Here is a 21,391-nt window from a genome sequence, read left to right as displayed (position 1 = left end):
CATGGCAGCACCTGCATTACAGGCAAAGGGAGTTGGTGCGCGGCCTGGCAGCGGATACATGAGGTGCAGGCCGCCGAGGCCTCTTGTGATCGTCTTCGCAGCGGGCATCCGCACTTGTGCTACGCGCCCTGTTGAGCCTCTAGTCTGTGAGATCGATCAGCATGGCCCCGGCCGCCCGTTCGTCAGGCGGCTCGGTGACCACGCCTTCGATCATGGCCTGCACTCGGTCTGGCAAAGGGGAGAGTGGACGCTCCAGGACCTCGCCGACATCTCGGTAGATTGGCATGTCCAGAACCTCGTGCTCAGCATGCCGGAAATCCGGTTCGGTTACGTCAAGTTCCCCGGTTGCGCCGTCTTCGCCCGAATCCTCAGTCTCGTCCCAGGGCTCGTACCGGTCCACGGCCCCATAGCGGTCCTGGTTCCTCGCCCAGCGGACCTCAGCGCGGACTGCGGCGCGAAGGTCGGCCAGCCCTCGCTGATGGAGTTGCTTGGTCGCCGTGTGGGCCATGTGGAGGCCGGTCTGCTTACCACGGGGGGCGTCACACAGGAGGCGATGCCACGGAACACTGCGGTCCCGGACGTAGGCTGCTCTCACGGGGCGGCTGCGCAGGACGGCATGCACGGTCAAGGCCGAGACGAGGGTGCACCCAATTGAGCCTGTTCGCCTCGCCCATGACGGCAGTCGATTACCTGTCCGAGTCGTGATGCCGCCACCCAGTTGCGATGGTTGTACAGGACATAGGCGGGAAAGCAGCCTGCGGCCTGCGCGTCCTGGACCAGCAGTTCACTTTGGCGGGCACCGGTCCGACGGACGACGTGCTCAAGGTCATAGCCTCCGCCACGCTTTGCGCGTTTGGCCTGAACCCGCATCCCGAAGCCGTGGCCACCCCAGTGGAACCACCATTTCCAGTCGGCTCCGTTGAGGGCTTCTTCGCTTCGCTGGAACTCGCGGATCACCACACGGTCGCTGTGCAGACGGTAGATGTCTTGCAGGTTGAACTTGGTGTAGGACTCCTCATCTGGCACCGGCCCGGCGAAGTGGTCATCAGCCAGACGCTCAAACGTCCTCGTTGCACAGGAACGCAGCGTCCGGCACAGGGAGCCGGCCGACGAAGAAGCGTTGCGGCGCGCCTCGGCGGACCAGCGAAGCTCGATCCCGCAGTGCGGGCAGAAGGCGAAGTGCTCGGCAATGTCTCCGCCACAGCCACACAGCAACTCGCCGTTCCTCCCTCCACGTGTCAGACCACATGCAAGGCTACGGCAAGCAACGATCTTTCATGGTCGCGGCCGTCCGAACCGGTACTGCTCTGACTGCGCCATGCGTGTTCAGAGTTCGGCGTTGAGATCCGGACGTCTCCAGCATGAGGCCCGACAACTGGCGGGCGTGCCACGCTCGATCATGCCTCGAGGACGACGCGAACGATCAGCTTTGTCGGCGAATAGTGGGGCGAACTTGCGAGCAACTACCCCGGGGCTGGCTGTTTACTCGGCGACCGTAGCCGGACGGGGTGCGGTGGTAGAAGCACTTGGGCGGGCTACCCGTCCAGGCTCGTCATGCGGAAGCATGCCTTTCGGATCGATGAGGGGCACCACCACGGTGTACAGGTCTTCCCCCGCAGGATTGGCACACCCACTATGCCGCTGCGCTACGGCGTACCCGGCGCCTGAGATCAGGTCCGCGAGCTGCAGCGACGGATGGTGTATGGATTGCCCTCGGAGGAGGTGTCCCAAATGCACGCCGTGGGTGAGAGAGCGGAACTCCGGATGCCCTCGGCCACGTGCATCTGCCTCGATCTCGTCGAAGTTCGCGTCGGTCAGGGCTGGCTGCTCGTCCACCAGCATGTTGACCCTGCCCAGCCTCTCGGACCAGTTTGCTGTGATCGAGGCGACGGCCGGGATCAAAGGCTCCAGAGCCTGTGGCAGAACCGCATCGGGACCGTGCGCGTCCAGAAGGTACTCGCTGGCTTCCTCTCGGGTGGTGCGCAGAAGCGCCAGGGCTTCTGTGACGTTACGCCGCCGGGAACGGGCCCAGGCCTCGTCGACCATGTTGTAGAAATCGTCGATGGTGACCTGGTGGTGCTGGTTCTTGTGGGAGGTGAAGGCGACGGTCGAAGCGAGCAGTTGATCGAAGAGTGCAGGTCCAAGGGCGCGGGGTCCTTCATCGAACAGGCGGCGCGCCATCTTTCGCGCACGGCCGTTGCTGCGGATGTCGCGGCCTTGCTTGTGTGCCTGTTCCTCGACGAACAGGTCGATCAGCTTGCCTACGATGAAGTAGTGCGTGTCGACCAGGTAGACCGAGGCACGCCCGTGCAAGGCCCCGCCCGGTGCGAGCAGCGCGGCGAGAACCGAGCGTCGCCGACTGTTTTTCGGACCGGTAAAGGCCTTGGAGAACTTCAGCTCCGGTGCCTGCAGGCGCGTGGCCCCACGGATCTCCTCGACGACAGGCGCAGCGTCGGCGTCGCTGATGGCTACTGACCCGATGGAGAGATATCGACCGCGGTCTTCGCCGTGAAGTTGGTCCCCGTGCCAGCCTGATTCGTCGACGGCCACCCATCGCCCGTCTCCCGTGATGTCCGCTGTGGCTCCGAGTTGGTTACGTCGGGCGTAATTCGGCCCGGGCAGGCCGGTGCCCTGGTTGGGCCGGCGGGACAGATCATTCATGGCGCGATGATGCGGCACAGCACGCAGCGGGACAATGCCTTAACGGGGGGTGCGTTCAGGAGAGGCGGGCCTGCAGACCCGGGCTCGAGAATCTCCCGTGGATGGGGGCCCAGGGCATCCGCAGGGTTACCGCGCTGGGCCGGATGCGTCGCAAGCACTTGCTGCGCGGGAGCACTTCTCTGCCCTCCCCACATGGCCCGCTACCGCGACCGTCTTGTCCGGCCAGGACGTCCACGCGTTGGCCTGCCCGCTCGCTGGCCTACCGGCGCCACCTCTGCAGGTGGCGACGCAACCTGGCCAGCGGCCTTGGCCTGTGCTCTTCGGTGTGTTGGGTTAGCAGGCGACGGTCACGTTCCCTGTTCTGGGCGACTTCTGCCGCCGAGTAGCGCCGACTCCATCGGATGCGGCCGTCACGGATCCAGTAGTGCGAGCCGCACGGGAGCGCCCAGTTGCCGATCGAGGGGGTAAGCGACACGTTCTCGCCGTCGTAGGTAATGGACCATTGCGCTGGGGAGAGTGGCGTGATGACCTCGTGGCCGCAACCGCAGCAGCAGAGGTGACCGCAGGTGCGGTAGGGGATCGAGACGTACAGCACCCCTACGTCCATCGTGTTGGGGAAGGTCTCGGTGAAGACCGGGCGCAGGGTGTCTTGTGCGGTCACGGCAGGTCCTCGTTGGCGATCTCGTTGGTGATCAGTGAGTACGTGGTGTGGCTTTCGTCGGTGGCGTCGGCGTAGATGCCGAGGGAGCGTTTCCAGCGGATGACGGCCAGGAGGGCGTTGAGCGCGTTGAGGTCCGCGGTCTGGATGTTGCGTGCGTAGGCATCGCGTTCGGGCGCCGGCTTGGGGATGCGGCGGCGGGCTGCGTCGCGGCGGCCCGGGAGGCTGGTAGTGACGCGCAGGAGTCCGCTGAGGCGGCCGTCGATTTCTTCGATGCCCATGCCGACGTCGATGAACGGTACGTCGTGGGCTTCGAGCCAGTCGATGATCACCGGTTTGCTCGCGGCGTCGTCGGAGGCGAGGAACACGAACGTCGCACGTTCGAGAAGGTGGAGGTTGTCCTCGTCGAGATACTGCGTGCAGGCGGACACGCCGCGGTGCATGTTGGCGTAGACCGAGGCGAAGTAGGCGGCCTTGGGCGGGCGTTCGCGCAGGGTCTCGAGGGTGGGGGCGCCCGGGGCCCGGAAGGCGTTGTGGTTGTCGAAGGTGTCACCGTCGATGAGGAGGATCGAGTCGACCTCGGTCTTGGCGACCTGGTCGAGGACGTAGCTTCCGCTGCCGCCCAGGCCGACAATCACGATGCGCTGTCCCCGGAAGCGGCGGTGGACGGCCGCGATACCGGCGCGGGAGGTGGCGGTGTCGCGGTAGACGAAGGGGCTGTCGTCCTCCATCTCCTGCCATGCCGCGCCGGGGGTGCAGGTGGCCGTGGAGTCGAGGGCGTGGGCCTGGTCGGCGATGATCCGCGCGTATGCGGTGATCTTCGTGTATTCGTCGGGGTAGCCGTTGGGGCCGGGTTTGCTGGAGAGCATGAAGTTCGCCTGCACGCCCTCGGTAATCACCCGGGTCTCCGGGTTGGCGAGGGTCAGGGGGCGGCCGTGCTCGTCGCAGGGGATGGAGCCGCCGAACCAGATGCGGTGGTCGGTGCCGGAGACCAGCCGGTCCCCGCTGACGGTCATGGGGTAGGCGAGGAAGCCGTGTTCGACGGCGCGGTTCCCGGTGACGTAGGGGATGTGCCGGACGATGATGTGGCCCGCGTGGACGACGACGTCGTAGCCGTCGTCGAGGAGGCGGGACAGGTCGGGGTCACGAGCGAGAAGTGCGGTAGACATCGAAGACCATCCCCTCCTTCACCCGGACGCTCCGGCCGGCGGTGAGGCTGCCCGTTCCGTGTCCGTCGTGGCCGCGGCTGTAGCGGACGGTGTAGGTGTCCTGCTCGTTCGGCTGCTGGCCGGGGTAGGCCAGGTCTACGGCCTGCTCGTAGGTGATCTCCTTCGCCTCCCAGGTGTGGGGGCGGGCGTTGACGATGATCGTGACGGGCTTGGGCCCGCGGTCCTGCGTCATGACAGTCCTCCAATCGGTTACACCAACACACGGCGATGCAAAAGTGCACCACTGCTCGAAAAGTCGAGCAGTTACACTGTACCAGAGGTGATCGATAAGTCGAGCGGTGATGGAAACCGGGGACAGTCATGAGTGAAAGTCCGACCGTGGACGTGCAGGCTCTGCACGCGGCGCTGGATGCGGCACGCACGGAGAAGGGGCTGTCATGGCGACAGCTCGCCAAGGACCTCGGGGTGAGCGCCTCGACCATCTCCCGCATGGCCAACGGGATGAAGCCGGACGTCACCGCGTTCGCGGCCATGACGACGTGGCTGCGCATGCCGGCGGAGACCTTCTACGTGACACCGCAGGACGGATCAGTCCGGGAAGAGCCGGAACTGGTGGCGTCACTCGTTCCTCTGCTCCGGGCACGCAGCGATCTCAGCGGCGACGACGTCGCGTACCTCGAAGAGGTGATCAGTGCCGCCGCTCGGCGGTTCCGCGCCGAGCGCGCATCCCGGAGCCTCTGAGTTGCGCTGGACACAGACGCTGATGCGTGAGGTCGCACAGGAGGAACGCACCGTGCTGGGCTTGGGGCCCTTCGACCCCCTCGACCCCTACGCCCTCGCCGAGGAGCACGGCATCAAGGTGTACACCCTCGAGGAGCTGCTGAAGTTCGAGCTGCCAGACGAAGCTCTCAGCCACTTCACTATGCAGAACTCCTCGTCCTGGTCTGCCGCACTGGTGCCTCTCGGCAGTGCGCGGGTGATCGTGGAGAACGAGTCCCACAAGCTTGTCAGGCGGCGCTCCAACATCGCCCACGAGCTCGGGCACCACCTGCTGGAGCACTCCTTCGACGGTGTAGTGCTGGGCGAGGACCACAAGCGACAGTTCGACCCCGTGCAGGAGAAGCAGGCCACATTCATGGCCGGCGAACTGCTGGTGCCGCTCATCGCAGCCCAGCGCATGGCCTACCGCGGCTGGGACAACGAACGCGTGGCCAACACCTACGGAGTCAGCGAGCAGTTCGCTCAGATGCAGATGAAAGGACCGCGGGTCCGGGCCGACCGGGCCTCCCGGAAGTACGGGTTCGCCCCACCTTCCTAACGCTTTCGGACCTCAACGACGGGCGGGACCACTGCGCGCCGTGACCTGCCCCTGTCCCGGGTCGAGGCTCCAGGGCAGCGTCCACGGCCCGTCCGGCTGCAGGGCGCCCGTCGTCGTAGACCTGGGCAACGCCGACGCTACCTTTGCGGCGGCCGAAGAGATCACTGGAGCAAGTCGAACCTGATAAGACGGCACAGCGGCCACAGCACCGCACCGGAGGGCGGGTGGCATTGCCGCCATGGGGCCAGCTGGATACTCTGCCAACAGCCATGCGGATCCCGGGCTGTAGTGCCGGGTCTGACAGCGACAATCACCTCTGGCCATGCGGACGGGCAGGTAGCCCGCACGACACGTCGGTTGGCAGTGTTCCCTCGTTCCTGCGTGGTTGCGGCGCTCCTCGGTGCCGGGACCGCCTTTGAGATGCGGTGTGAGAAGAGGAATGATTCATTCGTTTATCGCGCATACCAGCCCAGGACGAAGCAGGGTGTTCGCCCTGGCTCGGCGCCCCAGAGATGAGCTGGAGGCGGTGGTGACCCTGGGATCCGGCGATCTTCACCTCGCTGAAGATCTGGTCGATGCCCTCAACTCGTTCCTGTACGACCGTGACGAGAGGGCTCTGGGGAAGGTGCTGGACCGGGTTCCTAAGGCGGTGCGCATGGCCGCGCAGCAGTATCTCAGGGACAAATGTCCCCCGGTCATGGGGGCTTTCACCGAATGTGGGCCGGTCGAGGTGGTTCGCGAGGCGGTGTACTTCGGTGGGATCGACGATGAGATCCAGGAGTACCTGGAAGGGGCTTACACGATCGGACTTGGCATTCGGATGTGGAACGAGCGAAAGTCCCATGGCGGTGTCTGGTGGGTCGTTCAGCTGCTCAGTGACGAGGTTTCCCTGCCGGCCAGCGCCGAGCAGTTGCGCACCTGGGCCGTTCCTGAAGGGACGAAGGTCTGGCGAACGTGGACGAGTAAGCAGCGGTTGGGTGGTGTCGGTCCTGTTCGCGGTGCACTCCAGGTGGCGGAGGATGCGACGACTCAGGGACGGTGGGTGAGGATCCATACGCTGCTGCACAGCCGCTCCGACGTCGACTTCGAAGGCAGTGGGACCTCCGAGTTCGTCGTCGATGTTCTCGATGCCCCCATCCCACTGGAGCACTCCGCCGAGTGAGCGTGGCGTCGTTCCCGGCCTGCCGCTCACCGAGCGGCAGGCCGGGAACGACGTGCAGCCGTCACCGCAAGGAGTGCGGACGAGGCGTCACCAGCCCTCTGGCGACTGCTGGAAGGTGCGGCTTCGGTCCGGGGACGGGGAGCGCTCAATACCCTATGTCCCAGCTTCCGGCAGCCAGACGGAGACGGGAAAGCCCGGTGCGCCGAGCGAGCGCATGACGACCTTCCCGGCTTGCCGGTCCTCGCCCAGGGCGCAGTGCACGTCCTGGGGGGTGTGGCACTCGGCGAGCTGCTCCGCTGCGCCGTGTACAGCGGATTTGCGGTGCCGGTAAGCCTTTTGACGACAGGTGTTGGAGCAGTTGCCGGGGGCTGACGGGACCGCCGGAGTTCACCTGGCTTCGCTCATCCTCTGGCTCCGCAAATCCGTCGAAGATCGTTTATCAGGCAGCCCCTAGCAATCGGCGCGGGCGGTAGCTGCTTCGTTTCGGACCATGAGGTGCTGTTCCCAGCCCTCCTCCAGCATCCAGGCAATCGCGCTGGTCCTCGTCAGCGCCTCACGAGCCACGGCATCGTCGAAGACTTCATTGGACGTTGAGCCGAACTCGTCGTCGATCAGGCGGTGTGCGAAAGCGTTACGTCGCTTCTTCAGCCATGCCACATCCTCGAGGAACTCCGTGGCGTCGATCGCGGCCTGCCACCGTACGGCCAACTCGTCGGCCTTCCGCGCAAGTCCAGCCCGGTGAAGACGAACATCGGAGGGCCGGTCCAGCATCTGGTTCATCAGCGACTCGAGGGCAGCGGCAGCCGACATGACGACGATGCCCGCGCCGATCTGCCGTGTGTCTGTGTCCAGTACCCCCAGCGACTCGTCGAGGACCAGGTCACTTTCCCCTTCCCAGCCGGGCACCCGGTGAGCGCCTCTGATGCGCGCCGCACGCAGTTCCGCCAGTTCGGCGTCGACGCTGCGCACGGTCCTGTCACGCAGCCAGGCAAGGGACGCCACCCGGTACTCGAAGACAATGAACTCCACGCGTCCGTGCGCGCTGACGAAGTAGTCGTCACCGAGTTCGAAGACGGTACGTCCGCTTCCGGTCTCACCACGTGCGGATTCCGCGTTACCTATCGGCTCATCTCCCGTTCTGACCTTCATAGTTGATCAGCCTCCCACGGCGACGCGGAGCGCCAACCGTGTTTTCGACCGCTGGCCCACGCTCACGGCGGGATGGCCGCACGCGGCTCTGCCCTATGTGGGACGGGGGCGGCGCGCCCCGGGGCACAGGGATGTCCGCCCGGGCGGCAAGCAGCCTAGACCATTAGAGGGCCGGTCTCGTGGTCGTGCCGCTCTTCACATGAGCAGGGCACCGAAAGATTTGAAGGGCACCATGGGGATCGGTGTCTTCTCTGCGTTCATGGCCGGTCTAGCGGCACTGCTCGGCTAGAGGAGCGCGCTGGCCCGGCGTCTTGAGGTCGGCGGAGCGCGTGGCGGCCCGGGCCGCCATCTTGCGGCTGGTGCGAGCGGATGTGCGCCGTCCTCGCCGCACCGCGCTGCCTGACGGTGGTCACCCACGACTGCCGTCTGAGGGCTCCGTGTCGCATCGCTCCCCACCGGCGAGGTGGCATCCACCGCCGGGAGGGGCGAGCCGGCCCCCGTGGTCACCGTGCACGGTTGCGGTGCTCGTTTTCCGGGCATGCACGGCACAGGTCCGAGCTGGGGAGGGGGCTCCCGGATGGCGACTGGCACGGTCAAGTGGTTCAACGCCGAAAAGGGCTACGGCTTCATCTCCGTTGATGATGGCCCCGACGTCTTCGTCCACTACAGCGCGATTCTGGGTGGCTCCTCCGCCCTGGAAGAAGGCCAGCGGGTCGAGTTCGATATCTCCCAGGGCCAGCAGGGGCCGCAGGCGCAGTCGTTGGTCCGCGTGGAGTCCAGGGCAACGGGGTCCAGGCGGGAGCAGCTCTCCCCGCCGGCACTGCACGATGTACAGCGGACGCGTCCGTCACCTGCTGGTGAGCCTCTCGCGGAATCCACAGCCACCCGCCGCACTGATGCGCCCGAGTCCGCTTCCGGACCACGCGACGTCCAGGATTCGGCCGACGGCCCTCCCGCCGCGATCGGACACTCCGAGCTTGATGCTCCGTCCCCCACTCCTGGACATCTGCTGCACACTCTGCACGTCAAGGGGCCGGATGGCCTGGTCTTCCGGCTCACCGACATTTCGGCCGATCTTTCTGTCGGGCAGGTTGCGGACGCTACGACGGCCTCGTACGCCTCCTCCGACAGGTCCCCGGTCGTGGACCATGTCGGGCCCGACGGCAACGCGAGGCGGCTTGAGCTCGAACTGTCCTTGGACGAACAGGGAGTCAGGGACGGTGACTGGCTGCACGTCGCTCGCCAGAGCACGGCGGGCGGAGGCACCAGCCTTGCCGGTCGCTTGCCAATGGCCTATCAGCAGGGGCAGTACCGGCCCAAGCCCGTCCTGCCGGCGCTCCCAAAGGGCGACCTCTACGACGACCTCGCCGCAGCTGCAAACACCGTCCGCGATCCCGCGAGCCGCTTCAGCCTCCTGATCCAGCTCCACGACAAAGCCCCGACGACGCAGCGCCCTTCGCTGCTGCACCACGCCGTCATCGCCGCGGAGGCGATCGCCGACGAACACGATCGCGCGAGCGCCCTGGAGGATGCGCTCCGTCGGCTCCCGGAGCCTGATCCTGCACCCGACCCCACGGCTCCCGCGCCGGCCGCCGATCCGGATAGGCGGCGGGCCGCCACGTTCAGACGCTGGTTCGGCCATGTCCTCGGTCTGGAGCCGGTGCAGGCCGACGACCCTGGCCCTCAGCAGACGGTGGAAACGGACTGGGAAGCGGTGGAGCGGGACCTGGACAGGGTGCTGTTGCGCATGGGGCCACCCCCCGCGACATCGGACAGGGGGGCCCAGCAGTGACAACGGACGAGACCGACGCCACCCGGATCGGTGTCTACGAATCCATGGCTCCCTGGGAACGGGCCGCCCAGTGGGAACAGGCGGCACCCGAGACTGCCAAAGGCATCATTCAGCTCGTCAACAACGAGCAACTGCACCGGCACCGCATCGCCAGGATCGAGATGGCACGCCAAGTCGTGAGCGTGCTCCTCGGCTTCGGCACGGTGATCGCGATGGTCGTCGTCGCCTGGCACTACGCGGACGTGGGAGAGCCCGTCGCCGGGGCATCCTTCGCCGGTGCCGGCATGGTCTCAACCGCGGCGATCTTCGTGACCGGTAAGCGGCCCGCGGCCCCGCGCAGGCGGTGAAGCATTGTTCGTGACTGGTGCCGCCGGTCGACAGGCGCACCGCGGTGAAAGTCGAACGTGACGGGCCCTAGCTGCCCTGTCTGCGACAGCTCCTCGAAAGCCGCGCAGCCACAAGCCACCCCCCGATCCCACACTCCCCGCTCGGCACCCGAAGCAGCCGACCTTCACGCCTGCATACACCTCCGCACCCCAGGCACGCGACCCGCCCAAGCCCCTGCCTCGCAGAACAGCACAACGCGCAGAGCGTCTCTGTCCGATCAGCCGTGGACGGGCCATGCCAGCCCCCGCCCGAAGCGCTTCGACACGGCCAACCGGTGACCGAAGCCACAGACCGCCCAAGCAAGGCAAGGCTGCAGCGTTCGCCTCGAGGGCACCGGGAACACGCGACGGCTTGAGAGGTCTCGGGCGAACAGAAGGACTCTCTTGGCCCCTAACGGTTGCTCAGCAATCGGCTCACTTCTGTTGGCCGACAGAGCTGGCATGGGAGAAATCCCCTACGTACGAACGAGGACCCGCCCCTCTGCCTCGTAGCGTGACCATGGCCGGGCGCACTTGCGGGAGCGGCTGGCAGAAGTTAGCGCCACGCATCAGGATGCGCCGCAGTCGCCAACCGGGCGGCTTTCAGGAAGGCTTGAGTTTGCCGCTCGACGGGAGCAGGTCCCACCCTGTCCAACACATCCCCGTCCCCGTCTGCCGACATGCGCTCGATCATCTCGTGGCCTCTGCGGATGGAGTCCTTCTCCAGGACGTCTGACACCTCGGCGGGTGCCTCACGGACGTCCTGGACAATCACCAGGACGAGGTGTTCTCGCGCATACCCCACGGTCCGCACTCTCCAACCCAGTTGCCGCGCTGCACGACGCATCGCGGCCCGGATGAGCGCCATGCCCCCCAGCATCTCTGCCTCAGCCGGGTGAAGGTTGGCCTGCAGTGCCCCGCCGTACCCGCTGGCCCCTGGAGGGCAGGTGGCTTCAAGCGCTGGCTTCAACGCCTCGGCCAGAGCAACACAGCGGGGGTCCTTGGACAATGCCGGCCGCTTGACCGTCGACGTGTTTGCCGACGCCGTTGTTGTCGCTGCAGCGGTTGCCGGCTTTGCGCCCGAGCGGGCCAGCCTCGCCAGGCCGGGGCCATCCAGGTTCTGCTGCAGAACGACAAGAGCCTGCTCCATACCCCCGCGATCGAGCCGGGCCGGGAGGAGTCCAGCCTCGCTGCAGGCGATCACGTGGGCCAGCGCCTTCTGGTAGGGCATGGGCTGAGCGGCGGCGAAAGCCCGTGCCAGACGAGTGCGGTGGGTACGACCGGACATCACGATCCCATCAGGCCTGCTCGCGCGGCGATACGCGCCACCGCACCATGTATCCGGCAGGCCTTGGACGTGAAGGGTCAGATCCGAGCTGCGGTACATCGTCGTGGTCCTGGCGGCGGCCGGGTTCACCCGAGGCGGTGGCCCTAAGGGTGGTGTGCGCCCACTAGCGCAGGCCCCAGTATGCCATCGTGGTCGCCTCCGGCACCGGGAATCCGGACTACCTCGAAAATCGAGCTGCTCACAACGGTCGGTTCTGCGGTATGGCCACCTCGACGATGGCCGTTGCCATCACCTGTGTGAACCCGTGCTGCTCGGTCAGCAGGCGTGTCACAGCCGGACGTAGAAGGGCCCGAAACTCGGCGGCCTCCGGTAGCTGCAGTTCGGCGGTGGGCTGCCCGCTCAGAGCGCGCTGGCGCGACGCTGCTTGACTGCATGCCTCAAGTGCGTTGAGCGCGGCGGGCTGCAGAGCTCGTGCTGGCTCCGGGCCGACTCCGGTCGCGAGAAGGGTTTCGGCGGTCAGTTCTACGGCAGCCGTCAGCATCTCCTGTGGCGTCAGCAGCGCCGTTATGCCGGCGATCGCCCGGTGGAGCCAGCCTGCGAGTTGGTCGGGGGCGTTCTCCCACACCTTCTCGGCGAGGTGCGCCCACCGCGGTCTGAGCGGTTGGATCGTCCAGAAGTGGGGTCTGCTGAAGGAGGCTGCCGCGGCGGTTGGTCTCCAGTCTTGCGCTTCGGCTAGCTCGGTTATCTCTTCCGTAGTGACGGGCAGATCCACGACGTAGGACTTGAGCAGCGTGCGGAGGTCGTGGCGGTAGCGCTCGTGGGTGAACTCGGGATAGTCGCTGTGGTCGGTGAGCAGGCGCAAAAGCGCAACGGTGCCGAACGTCGGGATGCCTACCGCGCGGAGCAGTTCACGCAGGGCTGCGTCGTCACACCACAGAGCGGTCCCGGTGTCCAGGGCGTGCTGGGCGGCAGACAGCCAGGCCGCGGTTTCCTGATCGGGGACGTCCTGCAAGTCGAAGCGACGCCGGATCCCAGTCAGGTCTGGGACGTCAACAGGCTGAAGGACGGGGATGATCTGCGAGAACGCGGCGGCTTGACGACGGTGTTCTGTCCTGTCCTCGTCGGAGTACTTGGTCATGATGAAGCGTCCACCGTGTACGCCGAGTTGGCCGGAGGCTCGCAGCGTCTCGTCCAGGGCGTAGCGGGTCTTGATGATGTCGTCGAATACGGGGCGGGGCACAGGGGTGGAGGAAAAGACGGCACGGAGTTGGTCGAACCGGCCGGAAAGGAGAGTGGTGAGGGCCAAGGTGCTGGGGTCGAGCACGGCGGTGCGGTTCAGCGCGTCGTGCGCGGCTTGGACCTCGGCGGCGACGCTTTGTGGATCGAGGGTGCAGGCGGGGATGAGTCCGGCGGCCCGGTGAATCACCGCGAGAGCGACGGGGCGTCCAGCCGCCCAGGCGAGCATCCCGGTCGTGAGGGCGCCGACGCGTACGGCGTGGGCGGCGGCTTCGAGCAGTGGTTCGCGGGGACCCAGGGTGCTTTCCACGTACTGCAGGAGGTTTTTGGGGCCGCGGAGGGTGGTGAGGGTGCGGGTTGCCGTCGCATCGGCCAGAAGGTCTTGCAGTCGTCGGCTGAGCGGATCCGGCAGGACGAGTGCCGCAGGTGCTGTCTCCTGCGGGACCTGGTTGATCGTCTCTTTAGAGGCGGGGTCGGGGGCCGGTTCTCCGGTGGCGAGAAGTAGCCCGTTCAGGAGGGCTGCGGTCAGTTCGGGGTCCTCGCCGCGGTAGCGCTCGGCGAGGTCGATCGCGGTCTCGGCAAGTGCCGGTGTCCATCCCGACCATCCGGTCAGGGTGAGCCATGCGCGTGCGTTGTGTGCGTTGCAGATCTGGGGGGCGAACCGGGCAAGGGTGTCGCGTGCCGTCTCCAGCCTGCGAGCGTTGAGTTGTGCGTGGATCGCCGCCCAGACAAGTGGAAGTGTCTCCGGGGGGACGCTCCCAGCGGCTCCTTCCAAAGCGGTGATGTGCTCGATGCCCGTCTCCTCGGCCAGTCCGATCAGGGCGTGTTCCTCCATGTCGTCCCAGTCCGCGCGCTCCTGGGCCCACTGGATGAGCGTGCGGCGCAACTGGCTGCGTATTCCGGCTGACAGGAACGGGCGTCCGAGCAGGGTCAGGGCTTTCGTGCGGGCCTGTTCCCGGCCGCCGGAGCGGTCCCACTTGTCGATGGCAAGGGCTCTGAGGTGCGCGTCACCAAAGCGCCTCCCGGCGCGTTCCGCGGCTTCCGCAGCAAGCACCAACTGATCTTGGTGTTCGTACTGTTCGACGAGTGTCATCGCGGCGACCACGCTGTGGTTTTCCCATTCACGCAGCCGCCGGATGGCAGCACCGACATCGCCGTTGACGGCATCGGCCACGGCTCGGCGAGTCTGATAGACGGCCTCGGGCAGAGTCCGCTGTTCGCGGAGTTCATCGAGCAGGGGCACCGGCCAGAGGCCGTGGCTGGTCAGGGCGAACGCCGCCTCCGCCCGCTGCTCGTCGGTGGTTGCGCCATCTGCCGCGGTCTGCCAGGCAGCGATACGCTCAGCACGGCTGGCAGTGGGATCTGCCTCGCGGGCGTACGCGGCCAGTTGGAGCTTCTCGCCTTGTCCGGTGAGGTGAGCAGTGAGCGTCTCGGCGAGATCCGTTCGGCCCGATTTGTAGGCCAGCCGTACCGCTTCGACCAGCAGGGGCTGGGAGGTGACCTCTGGTCCGTCGGCGTCTCCGATGGGTTCGGCGATCGCGGTGTGGATGGCGGCGGTGATGTCACCGGACATCATTCGGGCCTCGAGGAGAACGGCCGCGGCACGGGCACTGGGGCCCCGCCAGCGCCGGTACTCGGCGCGTGCGGCCTGGGCAAGACACTGGGCCCGGCCGGTGTCGAAGAACGCCTGCCGGGGCGCACCGACTGCGCTGCGGCGCAACAGACACTGTGCGAGGTCGAGTTGTACGGCAGGTTCGTTAGGGTCAAGACGCAGCGCTCTTTCGAGCATGCCTTCGCCTTCTGCATGACGATCGGCTGCGAAGTGGCACCAAGCGGTGAAGCGCAGGACGTTCACGTCGTTGATCGCGGCTGGGTCCCCTGCCGCTAGGGCGCGCTCCACCGCGTCCGGCAGACGTGCGGGGTGCTGGCCTCCGGCGTCGAGGAGAGCTCGGACGGCCGCGACCAGTATCACGGTGCCTTCCTCTTGAGCGGCATCCGCCAGCCGGCGCGCGTGCTCGGGGGCATACGCAACAGCTGAGAAGGCCGCCAGGGCGAGCAGGCGTCCGCGGTCACCGCTGGCCGTGGCAGCGGCGCGTTCCAGGGCTTCCGCAGCGGGCATACCGACTTCGTGAGAGCTGGCGAAGGCGGCAACAGCCTTCCAGGCTCCTTCTTGCCGCTCGGCCTCCAACTCGGTCAGCCAGGCGGGCGGAGTGGTCAGAAGGTGTCGGACGGCGTGAGCCGGGTCTTCGGCGTCCGCGAGGAATGCCGCCAGGTCAAGAGCGTGCGCGGCGTGAGCCTGGTGTTCACGCAGCAGGTGGATACGGGTGTCACCGGGGAGAAGGTCTATTGCCCTCTGGAAGGGGTCGACCTCGTTCTGGCGCCTGGCGGGGCGTCCCAACGCCTCGGCGTTGGCCTGGTCGATCTGCTGGTCGACGGGGACGAGCACCTTGTAGTTCTTGCCCGTCGACTTGAGTGTGTCGGGGGTGACGTGCTGCCAGTGGACGCGTTCGGTCTTGGGGTCGAACAGCAGCAGGGTGACGGGCAGGCTGTGGTTGTTCCAGTAGGCCACGTGTGCGGCGTCGCAGGGATACCACCAGCCGCCTTCGGCGGCAGCTGTGAACTGGCTTGCGCCGGACTTGATCTGCACGGCCAGTAGGCGTCCAGTCGGTTTGCCTGTCGTCTTGGCGCTGAGGCTGGCACCGGTGACCACCTCAAGGTGCGCGTCGATCCCGACGTCGCTGGTCTCCTGCTCGCGAAACAGCCAGCCTAGGCGGGTAGTCACCAGATAGCCGGTCATCGTGACGCCGGCTCGGTCGACGAGGTGAGTGGGGCGCACAGTCGTCACGTCGTGTTCTCTTTCTGTCCGGGCACGCCAGTGCGCCGTGGTGCTTTTTGAAGCCTAGGTGGCGCCACTGACAACCGGTCGGCTCCGGAACTCCTCCCCCGGCGGCACACGAACGTGCTGGTCCTCGCGGCACCACTCCGCGCGCCCGTCCAGGCAGCGAGCACACCTGCCGGAGTTGTCCATGCCACTGCATGTCGGCGAGCGCCCGCCAGCCTCACCAAACCCTATTCGTCACTTCGACGATTAAAGCGTATGATCGACCTCCGAAGGGATGGCTCTCGGCGGGACAAACCGTCGCATCCAGAAGGAGACACGGGGTGAACACCGAACACGCCGCGCGGTCTGCAGCTTCCGGTCCGATCACAGTGCAGGCGGGCACGCTGATCCAGCCGTCGATGGCGCTCGCGCTCAATATGCACGCCAGCCCGGGGGTGTATGCCCTACTGCTGGGCTCCGGCATCTCGATCGCTTCGGGAGTGAAGACCGGCTGGGGCGTCGTGCAGGACCTGGTCGGCAAGGTGGCCGCGGCGCAAAGCCCTGGTGATGCCGAGGTCCGGGCGGCAGCCATGGCGGACCCGGAGCACTGGTGGGAGACCAACTACGGAGAGCCGCTCGGTTATTCGGGTCTGCTCGCGGCGGTGGCGCCGACGCCTGCGGCCCGCCAGGCCCTGTTGGCCAGGTACTTCGAGCCCGAGGACGACGAGGACGACAAGGGCCCGACCGCGGCCCACCGGGCGATCGCCCGGCTGGTCAAACGGGGCAGTGTCAAGGTCATCCTGACCACCAACTTCGACCGGCTGACGGAGCGGGCACTGCAGGAGGCCGGCATCTCGCCGCAGGTGGTGCGTCGGCCGGATGAGATCGATCCCATGATGCCGCTTCCCCACAGCCAGATCACGGTGATCAAACTGCACGGCGACTACGCGGACCTCGACCAGCGCAACACGGTCGATGAGCTGGAGACGTATCCGCAGGCGCAGCAGCAGTTGCTCGACCGGGTCCTGGACGAGTATGGGCTGGTCGTCTGTGGCTGGTCCGCGGACTGGGACAAGGCGCTGGTGCGCGCCGTCGAGGGCACCCGCTCGCGCCGGTATCCCATGTTCTGGTCCCAATACGGCCAGCTCGGCCATGCGGCCTCGCTCCTGGCGGCGCGGCACAGGGCGGTGCTGCTGGAAGGTATGAGCGCCGACGAGTTGTTCACCGACCTGCTCCGGCGTGTCGAGGCACTGGACCGCTTGTCGGTTGCTCCGATCAGCCGCGACGTCGCGGTGGTGCAGCTCAAGCGGGCGCTGCCTGACCCGGTGCGCCGGATCGAGTTGTCCGATCTCGTCGGCCAGGCAGTTACTGCCGTCGTCGATGCGAGCACCGCCGAGCGTCGGCCACTGAACTCTTCGCCTAACGCCTGGGCCGATACCTTCGCCGACAGCGTGCGCGGCTACCGGGCGGACAGCGACACCCTGCTGCACCTCCTCGCGAACGGCGTCTTCCACGATGACGGCACGCACGACGAGCTGTGGCAGCGTGCCGTAACCCGTCTGGTCCGTCTGCGCGACGCCACGCCGAACGCCTACAACGGGTACCTGGAGAAGCTGCGGCATCTGCCGGCGCTCATGGCGACCTGGACGATCGGAGTCGCGGCCATCCTAAGCCGACGCGAAGAGCTGCTGGCCAGTCTCCTAGCCCACCCGGCGTGGGCGCGCCCTGGCTCTGGAAGGCTGCGGCAGCAGCCGGTGTCGTACCTCAACCCCAACCGTGTCATCGAAGACGAGGGGCTCAACTACCTGTTCCGTCAGAAGCAAGGCAGCGGCTATCTCTACCCTCAGAGCCGCTGGCTGAAGGACGAATTGCGTGAGCCCTTCCGGCTGGTTGAACCCAGCGACCATGCCTATGTCGAGGCGTGTACCAGGTTTGAGTACCTGACGTCCATGATTGCCATGGATGAGGGGGGCCACGACGGCCCACCCTATCCCTGGGCGGGTGAGTTCCTCCTCGACGACATCTGGGAGTACGACCGACCCGATCTCTCCTCATCCATCGAGCAGGAACTCACCGAAGCTTGGCCCCTCCTCCGGGCTGGTGCCTTCGGCGGAGACGTCGCGCGTGCCAAGACCGCACACCAGGCCCTCGCCGAGTGGCGCGTCAACCACCCCAGAGACTGACACCCCGCACTCGTCGCCTGTTCCCACGGCGTAGTAACCACTTCTCACCAGCCTGGCGAGCTCAGCCCTCGTCCAGTTGTGAGTTTCCGGCAGCGGGCGTCGCTGCGATCCTCTAATCCCCACTTGCGAACCATGCCCGACGCCACCATCGCGGCTTGTGCACACGCTTTCGCTCAGCTCCCCTGGGCTCGAGTGGCAGGACATACACCTGATCATTGCCCAGTTGGAACCCGGCGACGACGGCCCGATCCTCAAGAGCCATCGCCTCCAAGGGGCGGTTCGCCAGCCGGTAGGAGACGGCCAGCTCGGTACGGGCTGATCTGGTGCCGGGGTGGGCGTCGCCCAGATACCGCTCGGCCTCGGTCATAGCCTGTATGCCCAAGGTGATCGCCTCTTCAAGGCGGCCGTCGCGCCCGTAGAAGGTTGCCAGGTTGATGCGGGCGTAGATGGCCGCCCTGTGTGTGGGCCCCAGTTGCTGCTCGACCTCGGCCAGCGCGCGCTCGCCGAGACGAATCGCTTCCTGTACGTGCCCCGCCAGTCCGCAGGAAACGGCCAGCGCTGCGCGGTCGCTCAGGGTGTCGGGATGGTACTCGCCCTGCAGCCGCTCGCGGGCGGAGAGAACCTGCCTACCCAAAGCGACGGCTTCCTCAAAACGGCCTGCTTCCCCATAGAAGGTCGCTAGCTGGCTACGCACGTCAACGGTGCGCAGATGGTCCTCGCCCAACAACCGCTCGGCGTGAGCGACGGCTTGCTCTCCCAAACTGACCGCCTTGTCGTGAAGCCGTAACTGCCGGTAGGAGGCGGCCAGATTGCCGTATGCCCGGATGGTATCGGGATGGTCGCCCAGCAACCGCTCGGCGTCAGTGACGATCTGCTCCTCAAGAGCGACCGCCTCCAGGATGCGCCCCGCTTGCCCGTACGAGACAGCCAGATTGCCGCGGGCGGTGACAGTGCGGGGATCACCATTACCCAACAGGCGTTCGCGGTCGGCGACGATCAGTTCCTGGATGGCGGTCGCTTCCTCGATGCGTTCTGCGTTTAAGTAGGAAATGGCCAGATTGGTCAATGCAGTGAGGGTAATCGGGTGGTCGTGGCCCAAGAACCGCTCGGCGTCGGCGGCTACTTGCTCCAGCCACGTGATTGCCTCCCTGGTGCGCCCCGCGCGGTTGTAGGCGAGGGCCAGGTTGCCCCGTTCGATTAGAGTGGCCGGGTCATCGTCTCCGAGTAGTCGCTGAGCATCGGCGCTGACCCGCTCCCAATAGGAGACTGCAGAGGCGGGCAGGCTGGCATTCAGCAGACTGGCCCCTGCCTGATGCAGAAGCGGCCGACCGCCGACCTCCCACAGCGTGTCACCGGCGTGACCGGCCAGGACATCAGTGTTCGCACGCAGGACCGCGCACAGATCGGGCTCAGTGTGTTCCGTCGCGGGCCAGATAGCGAGTAACACCTCAGCAGCCGCCGTCACGATCGCGGGCTTCTGAGAGGCGGGGGTGGTCTCGCGGACTGCCCTGCCGGTCAACGCGTGCAGGCGTATGGCCCGGTGGCTATCCCGGGATTCATACGTGATCAGCCCGTAGCGGTACAACAACCGCATGGCGGCTGCGGCGTCCTCTGCGGTGACGTCACCGGACTCCAGGGAGGGCGGGCCGCGGTGGGTGGCCAGGTAGCCGGCAACCGCGAAATGGTTCCAAAGCATCAGGGGGTGCCCGGCGGGGTCGAGGTAGGCCGCCAGGCGGATGGCCGGGACGGCCAGGCCCACTGGCTCGCATTCTTGAGCTGCGTCCAGGGTCAGCAGCAGAGCGGTAGCGACCTGCCGCCCATACCCCTCGGTATCTGCTTGCCGGGGCAACAACGTCGTCAGACGGGAACGGCGATCGGTGAACTTCTGCAGGTAGCGTGCGCAGGGGACATCCTCGTTGATCATGTAGGCCGCTGCATACGCTAGCGCCAAAGGCAGGAGACCCAACTCCTGTGCAAGCTCCTCAGCCTGATCGTCAAGCAGGTGACCCATGTCAACGCCCGTGATCCGGTCCCGCAAGTAGGCGAGACCTTCTGCCGGGGCGTAGGTGTCGACCTCAACGACCGCACGGCCGCCGCCGGACAGCAGCGCGTCGCGACGTCGCGTGGTAGCCAACACCCACCCGTTCCCACTGACAGATGGGGGTGGCCACCATAGGCTGACGTCTTCCAGATCGGTGAGGTCATCGAGCACGACCAGCCACCTCCGGGAGGTGACCGCCAACCAGTCCACAAAGGCCTGGGCGTCAGTCTTGATGTCCACTCCCGATGCACCAGGGGCCTGGACGCGATGCGCGGCAGAGGCGTAGCTAGTGACGAGCTGCTGAGTCTCGGCGGCGTTCACCCACACCACCAGATCGGTACCCCCGGCCAAGGCCTGGTGGGCGTAGGCAGCAGCTAGTTGAGACTTGCCCACCCCTCCGCCCCCGACAAGTACCTGAGTGAGCACCACGGTGACCTGTCCAGCCCTCGCCCGGTCGATTCGCTCGCGAAGCCCTGGACGGGACTGAAACGCAGACGCCAGCTGTGGCACCGCGCCCACTCGCACCGGCCAAACCACCGGAGGTTGCGGGGCGGCGTGTTGCTCGACTCTGCCGATGTACTGGGCGGCGATCGCATGCTGCTGGGCCACGATCGAAGTCTGAGCGGTGACGTGCGTAACTGGACTCGCGCCGGGCGCGGTCAGCTCTGATCCGGGCCCGGCTGTGGAGGGTTTCCGATGGTGACATCGCCCATCGCCACCGCGGCAGCTGCCTGGTTCTGAGCGCTGATGTGTGCGCTTCCGCCGAAGGCGACGCTGTTGTCTGATGCTGCGACTCCGCTCTGGTGCGGCTGGCCTCGAGCCGCAAGCTCCCGCAACTGGACCAGCGCCTGTTCGCGGTCCAAGGCGTTCAGATTCTCCAGCAGGGCCAAGATGCGGGTCCGCCAGTCGGCTGCCTCCCGGATCCGCGCAACCGCGTCAGGATCGGTGTCGCTCAGGTCGGCTGCCGTACGGTCCAGGTTGTCCAGGACCGCTCGTTGGGTGCCCTCCGGCGTGGAACCACGGCCGAAGAGCCGGACCACCTGCGCTCGGATGCTCTGCCACGCGTCAGTGCCTGCCGCCTGGGCCACGGCCATCCCTGACGCCGACGCCAGAGCCACCAATTCCGGATCCACCTGCTGCCTCCCATGCCCGATTAAGGACGAAAGCATTCATCTCGGCACAGGCAGCGTACAGCGGGCAGAGCGCACATGTGGCCAGTTTCCACGACCTCAACTCTCCTGACGGCAGCGCCGTGTTCAACGACAGCTGGCACCAAGGGAGCCCCGCCACAGCATCCATCGGGAGCACCTTCGCACATCGTCACGACGGACTTTGGCGTGAAGAACGTGGCAAGAACTGACTGCACATCTACAAGCCGACCCGGCCTACCGAGCCACCTATAGGACATCTCACCACAACTGCAGCAGTCTCACCCAAGATGGAAGCACGGCTGGTCAAGGGCGCCAAACGATAAAGCACGGGCTCGACGTTCGTCGCACTCAATCTGCAGCAATGCAGATAACACACCGCAACTGGGCTGAGACAGCA

16 protein-coding genes and 1 pseudogene are annotated in these 21,391 nt (G+C 66.5%); 6 read left to right on the top strand and 11 right to left on the bottom strand.

The genetic code is table 11. The annotated features are described in order from the left end of the window. Window positions 1–139: 139 nt before the first annotated feature. The 6 genes from ACYF6T_RS42520 to ACYF6T_RS42495 all read right to left on the bottom strand — a co-directional run bounded on the left by ACYF6T_RS42520 (window position 140) and on the right by ACYF6T_RS42495 (window position 4,720). Entirely contained in the window at window positions 140–400 is a 261-nt protein-coding gene (locus ACYF6T_RS42520; protein WP_461703333.1) for a hypothetical protein, read from the bottom strand. 224 nt (window positions 401–624) lie between these two features. Beyond that, complete coding sequence (locus ACYF6T_RS42515; protein ID WP_461703332.1) at window positions 625–1,215, bottom strand: DUF6615 family protein; 591 nt, start codon at window positions 1,213–1,215, stop codon at window positions 625–627. A 267-nt stretch (window positions 1,216–1,482) separates the two neighbouring features. After that, window positions 1,483–2,661 carry a hypothetical protein gene (locus ACYF6T_RS42510; RefSeq protein WP_461703331.1) on the bottom strand — a complete coding sequence of 393 codons (1,179 nt, stop codon included), beginning with the start codon at window positions 2,659–2,661 and terminating at the stop codon, window positions 1,483–1,485. Window positions 2,662–2,920: 259 nt separating this feature from the next. Further along, the gene (locus ACYF6T_RS42505) at window positions 2,921–3,322 is read right to left on the bottom strand and encodes a DUF6527 family protein (protein WP_461703330.1); all 402 of its coding nucleotides are present in this window, start codon (window positions 3,320–3,322) and stop codon (window positions 2,921–2,923) included. After that, window positions 3,319–4,488 (bottom strand): ThiF family adenylyltransferase, encoded by a 1,170-nt coding sequence (locus tag ACYF6T_RS42500; RefSeq protein ID WP_461703329.1) that lies wholly within the window; start codon window positions 4,486–4,488, stop codon window positions 3,319–3,321. Before ACYF6T_RS42500 ends, ACYF6T_RS42505 begins: the two co-directional genes overlap by 4 nt. Continuing rightward, window positions 4,463–4,720: a multiubiquitin domain-containing protein gene (locus ACYF6T_RS42495; protein WP_461703328.1), complete on the bottom strand. Its 258-nt coding sequence runs from the start codon at window positions 4,718–4,720 to the stop codon at window positions 4,463–4,465. Before ACYF6T_RS42495 ends, ACYF6T_RS42500 begins: the two co-directional genes overlap by 26 nt. A 146-nt stretch (window positions 4,721–4,866) precedes the next feature. Here ACYF6T_RS42495 and ACYF6T_RS42490 point away from each other — a divergent pair, with 146 nt between their 5' ends. The 3 genes from ACYF6T_RS42490 to ACYF6T_RS42480 all read left to right on the top strand — a co-directional run bounded on the left by ACYF6T_RS42490 (window position 4,867) and on the right by ACYF6T_RS42480 (window position 6,968). Continuing rightward, window positions 4,867–5,229, top strand: a complete 363-nt coding sequence (locus ACYF6T_RS42490) for a helix-turn-helix domain-containing protein (protein WP_461703327.1) — start codon at window positions 4,867–4,869, stop codon at window positions 5,227–5,229. A gap of 22 nt (window positions 5,230–5,251) precedes the next feature. Continuing rightward, window positions 5,252–5,806, top strand: coding sequence for an ImmA/IrrE family metallo-endopeptidase (locus tag ACYF6T_RS42485; RefSeq protein WP_461703326.1), 555 nt, complete (start codon window positions 5,252–5,254; stop codon window positions 5,804–5,806). Window positions 5,807–6,335: 529 nt separating this feature from the next. After that, window positions 6,336–6,968, top strand: coding sequence for a hypothetical protein (locus ACYF6T_RS42480; RefSeq protein ID WP_461703325.1), 633 nt, complete (start codon window positions 6,336–6,338; stop codon window positions 6,966–6,968). 450 nt (window positions 6,969–7,418) lie between these two features. Here the strand turns inward: ACYF6T_RS42480 and ACYF6T_RS42475 are convergent, their stop codons facing one another. Further along, window positions 7,419–8,117, bottom strand: a complete 699-nt coding sequence (locus ACYF6T_RS42475) for a hypothetical protein (protein WP_461703324.1) — start codon at window positions 8,115–8,117, stop codon at window positions 7,419–7,421. A 577-nt stretch (window positions 8,118–8,694) separates the two neighbouring features. On the opposite strand from ACYF6T_RS42475, the pseudogene ACYF6T_RS42470 reads away from it, so the two are divergent. Together ACYF6T_RS42470 and ACYF6T_RS42465 are read left to right on the top strand one after the other, a co-directional pair. Then, window positions 8,695–8,889 (top strand): annotated as a pseudogene (locus tag ACYF6T_RS42470) (cold-shock protein); the annotation flags it as partial. A gap of 1,016 nt (window positions 8,890–9,905) precedes the next feature. Next, the gene (locus ACYF6T_RS42465; RefSeq protein ID WP_461703323.1) at window positions 9,906–10,256 is read left to right on the top strand and encodes a hypothetical protein; all 351 of its coding nucleotides are present in this window, start codon (window positions 9,906–9,908) and stop codon (window positions 10,254–10,256) included. A 574-nt stretch (window positions 10,257–10,830) separates the two neighbouring features. Here the strand turns inward: ACYF6T_RS42465 and ACYF6T_RS42460 are convergent. Both ACYF6T_RS42460 and ACYF6T_RS42455 read right to left on the bottom strand, forming a co-directional pair. Next, window positions 10,831–11,505 carry a hypothetical protein gene (locus ACYF6T_RS42460; RefSeq protein ID WP_461703322.1) on the bottom strand — a complete coding sequence of 225 codons (675 nt, stop codon included), beginning with the start codon at window positions 11,503–11,505 and terminating at the stop codon, window positions 10,831–10,833. A 295-nt stretch (window positions 11,506–11,800) separates the two neighbouring features. After that, window positions 11,801–15,634: a DUF4365 domain-containing protein gene (locus tag ACYF6T_RS42455; protein WP_461703334.1), complete on the bottom strand. Its 3,834-nt coding sequence runs from the start codon at window positions 15,632–15,634 to the stop codon at window positions 11,801–11,803. Window positions 15,635–15,960: 326 nt separating this feature from the next. Between ACYF6T_RS42455 and ACYF6T_RS42450 the strand changes: the two genes are divergently transcribed. After that, a complete protein-coding gene (locus tag ACYF6T_RS42450) occupies window positions 15,961–17,802 on the top strand; it encodes an SIR2 family protein (protein WP_461703321.1) in 1,842 nt (613 codons plus the stop codon). Between the two features lie 112 nt (window positions 17,803–17,914). Here ACYF6T_RS42450 and ACYF6T_RS42445 read toward each other — a convergent pair whose 3' ends face one another. Continuing rightward, the gene (locus ACYF6T_RS42445) at window positions 17,915–20,452 is read right to left on the bottom strand and encodes a tetratricopeptide repeat protein (protein WP_461703320.1); all 2,538 of its coding nucleotides are present in this window, start codon (window positions 20,450–20,452) and stop codon (window positions 17,915–17,917) included. A gap of 50 nt (window positions 20,453–20,502) precedes the next feature. Next, window positions 20,503–20,976, bottom strand: a complete 474-nt coding sequence (locus tag ACYF6T_RS42440; RefSeq protein WP_461703319.1) for a hypothetical protein — start codon at window positions 20,974–20,976, stop codon at window positions 20,503–20,505. Window positions 20,977–21,391: the final 415 nt, after the last annotated feature.

This window comes from Streptomyces sp. 7R007 (genome assembly GCF_054850255.1).
This window is presented reverse-complemented; position numbering and strand designations above follow the sequence as displayed.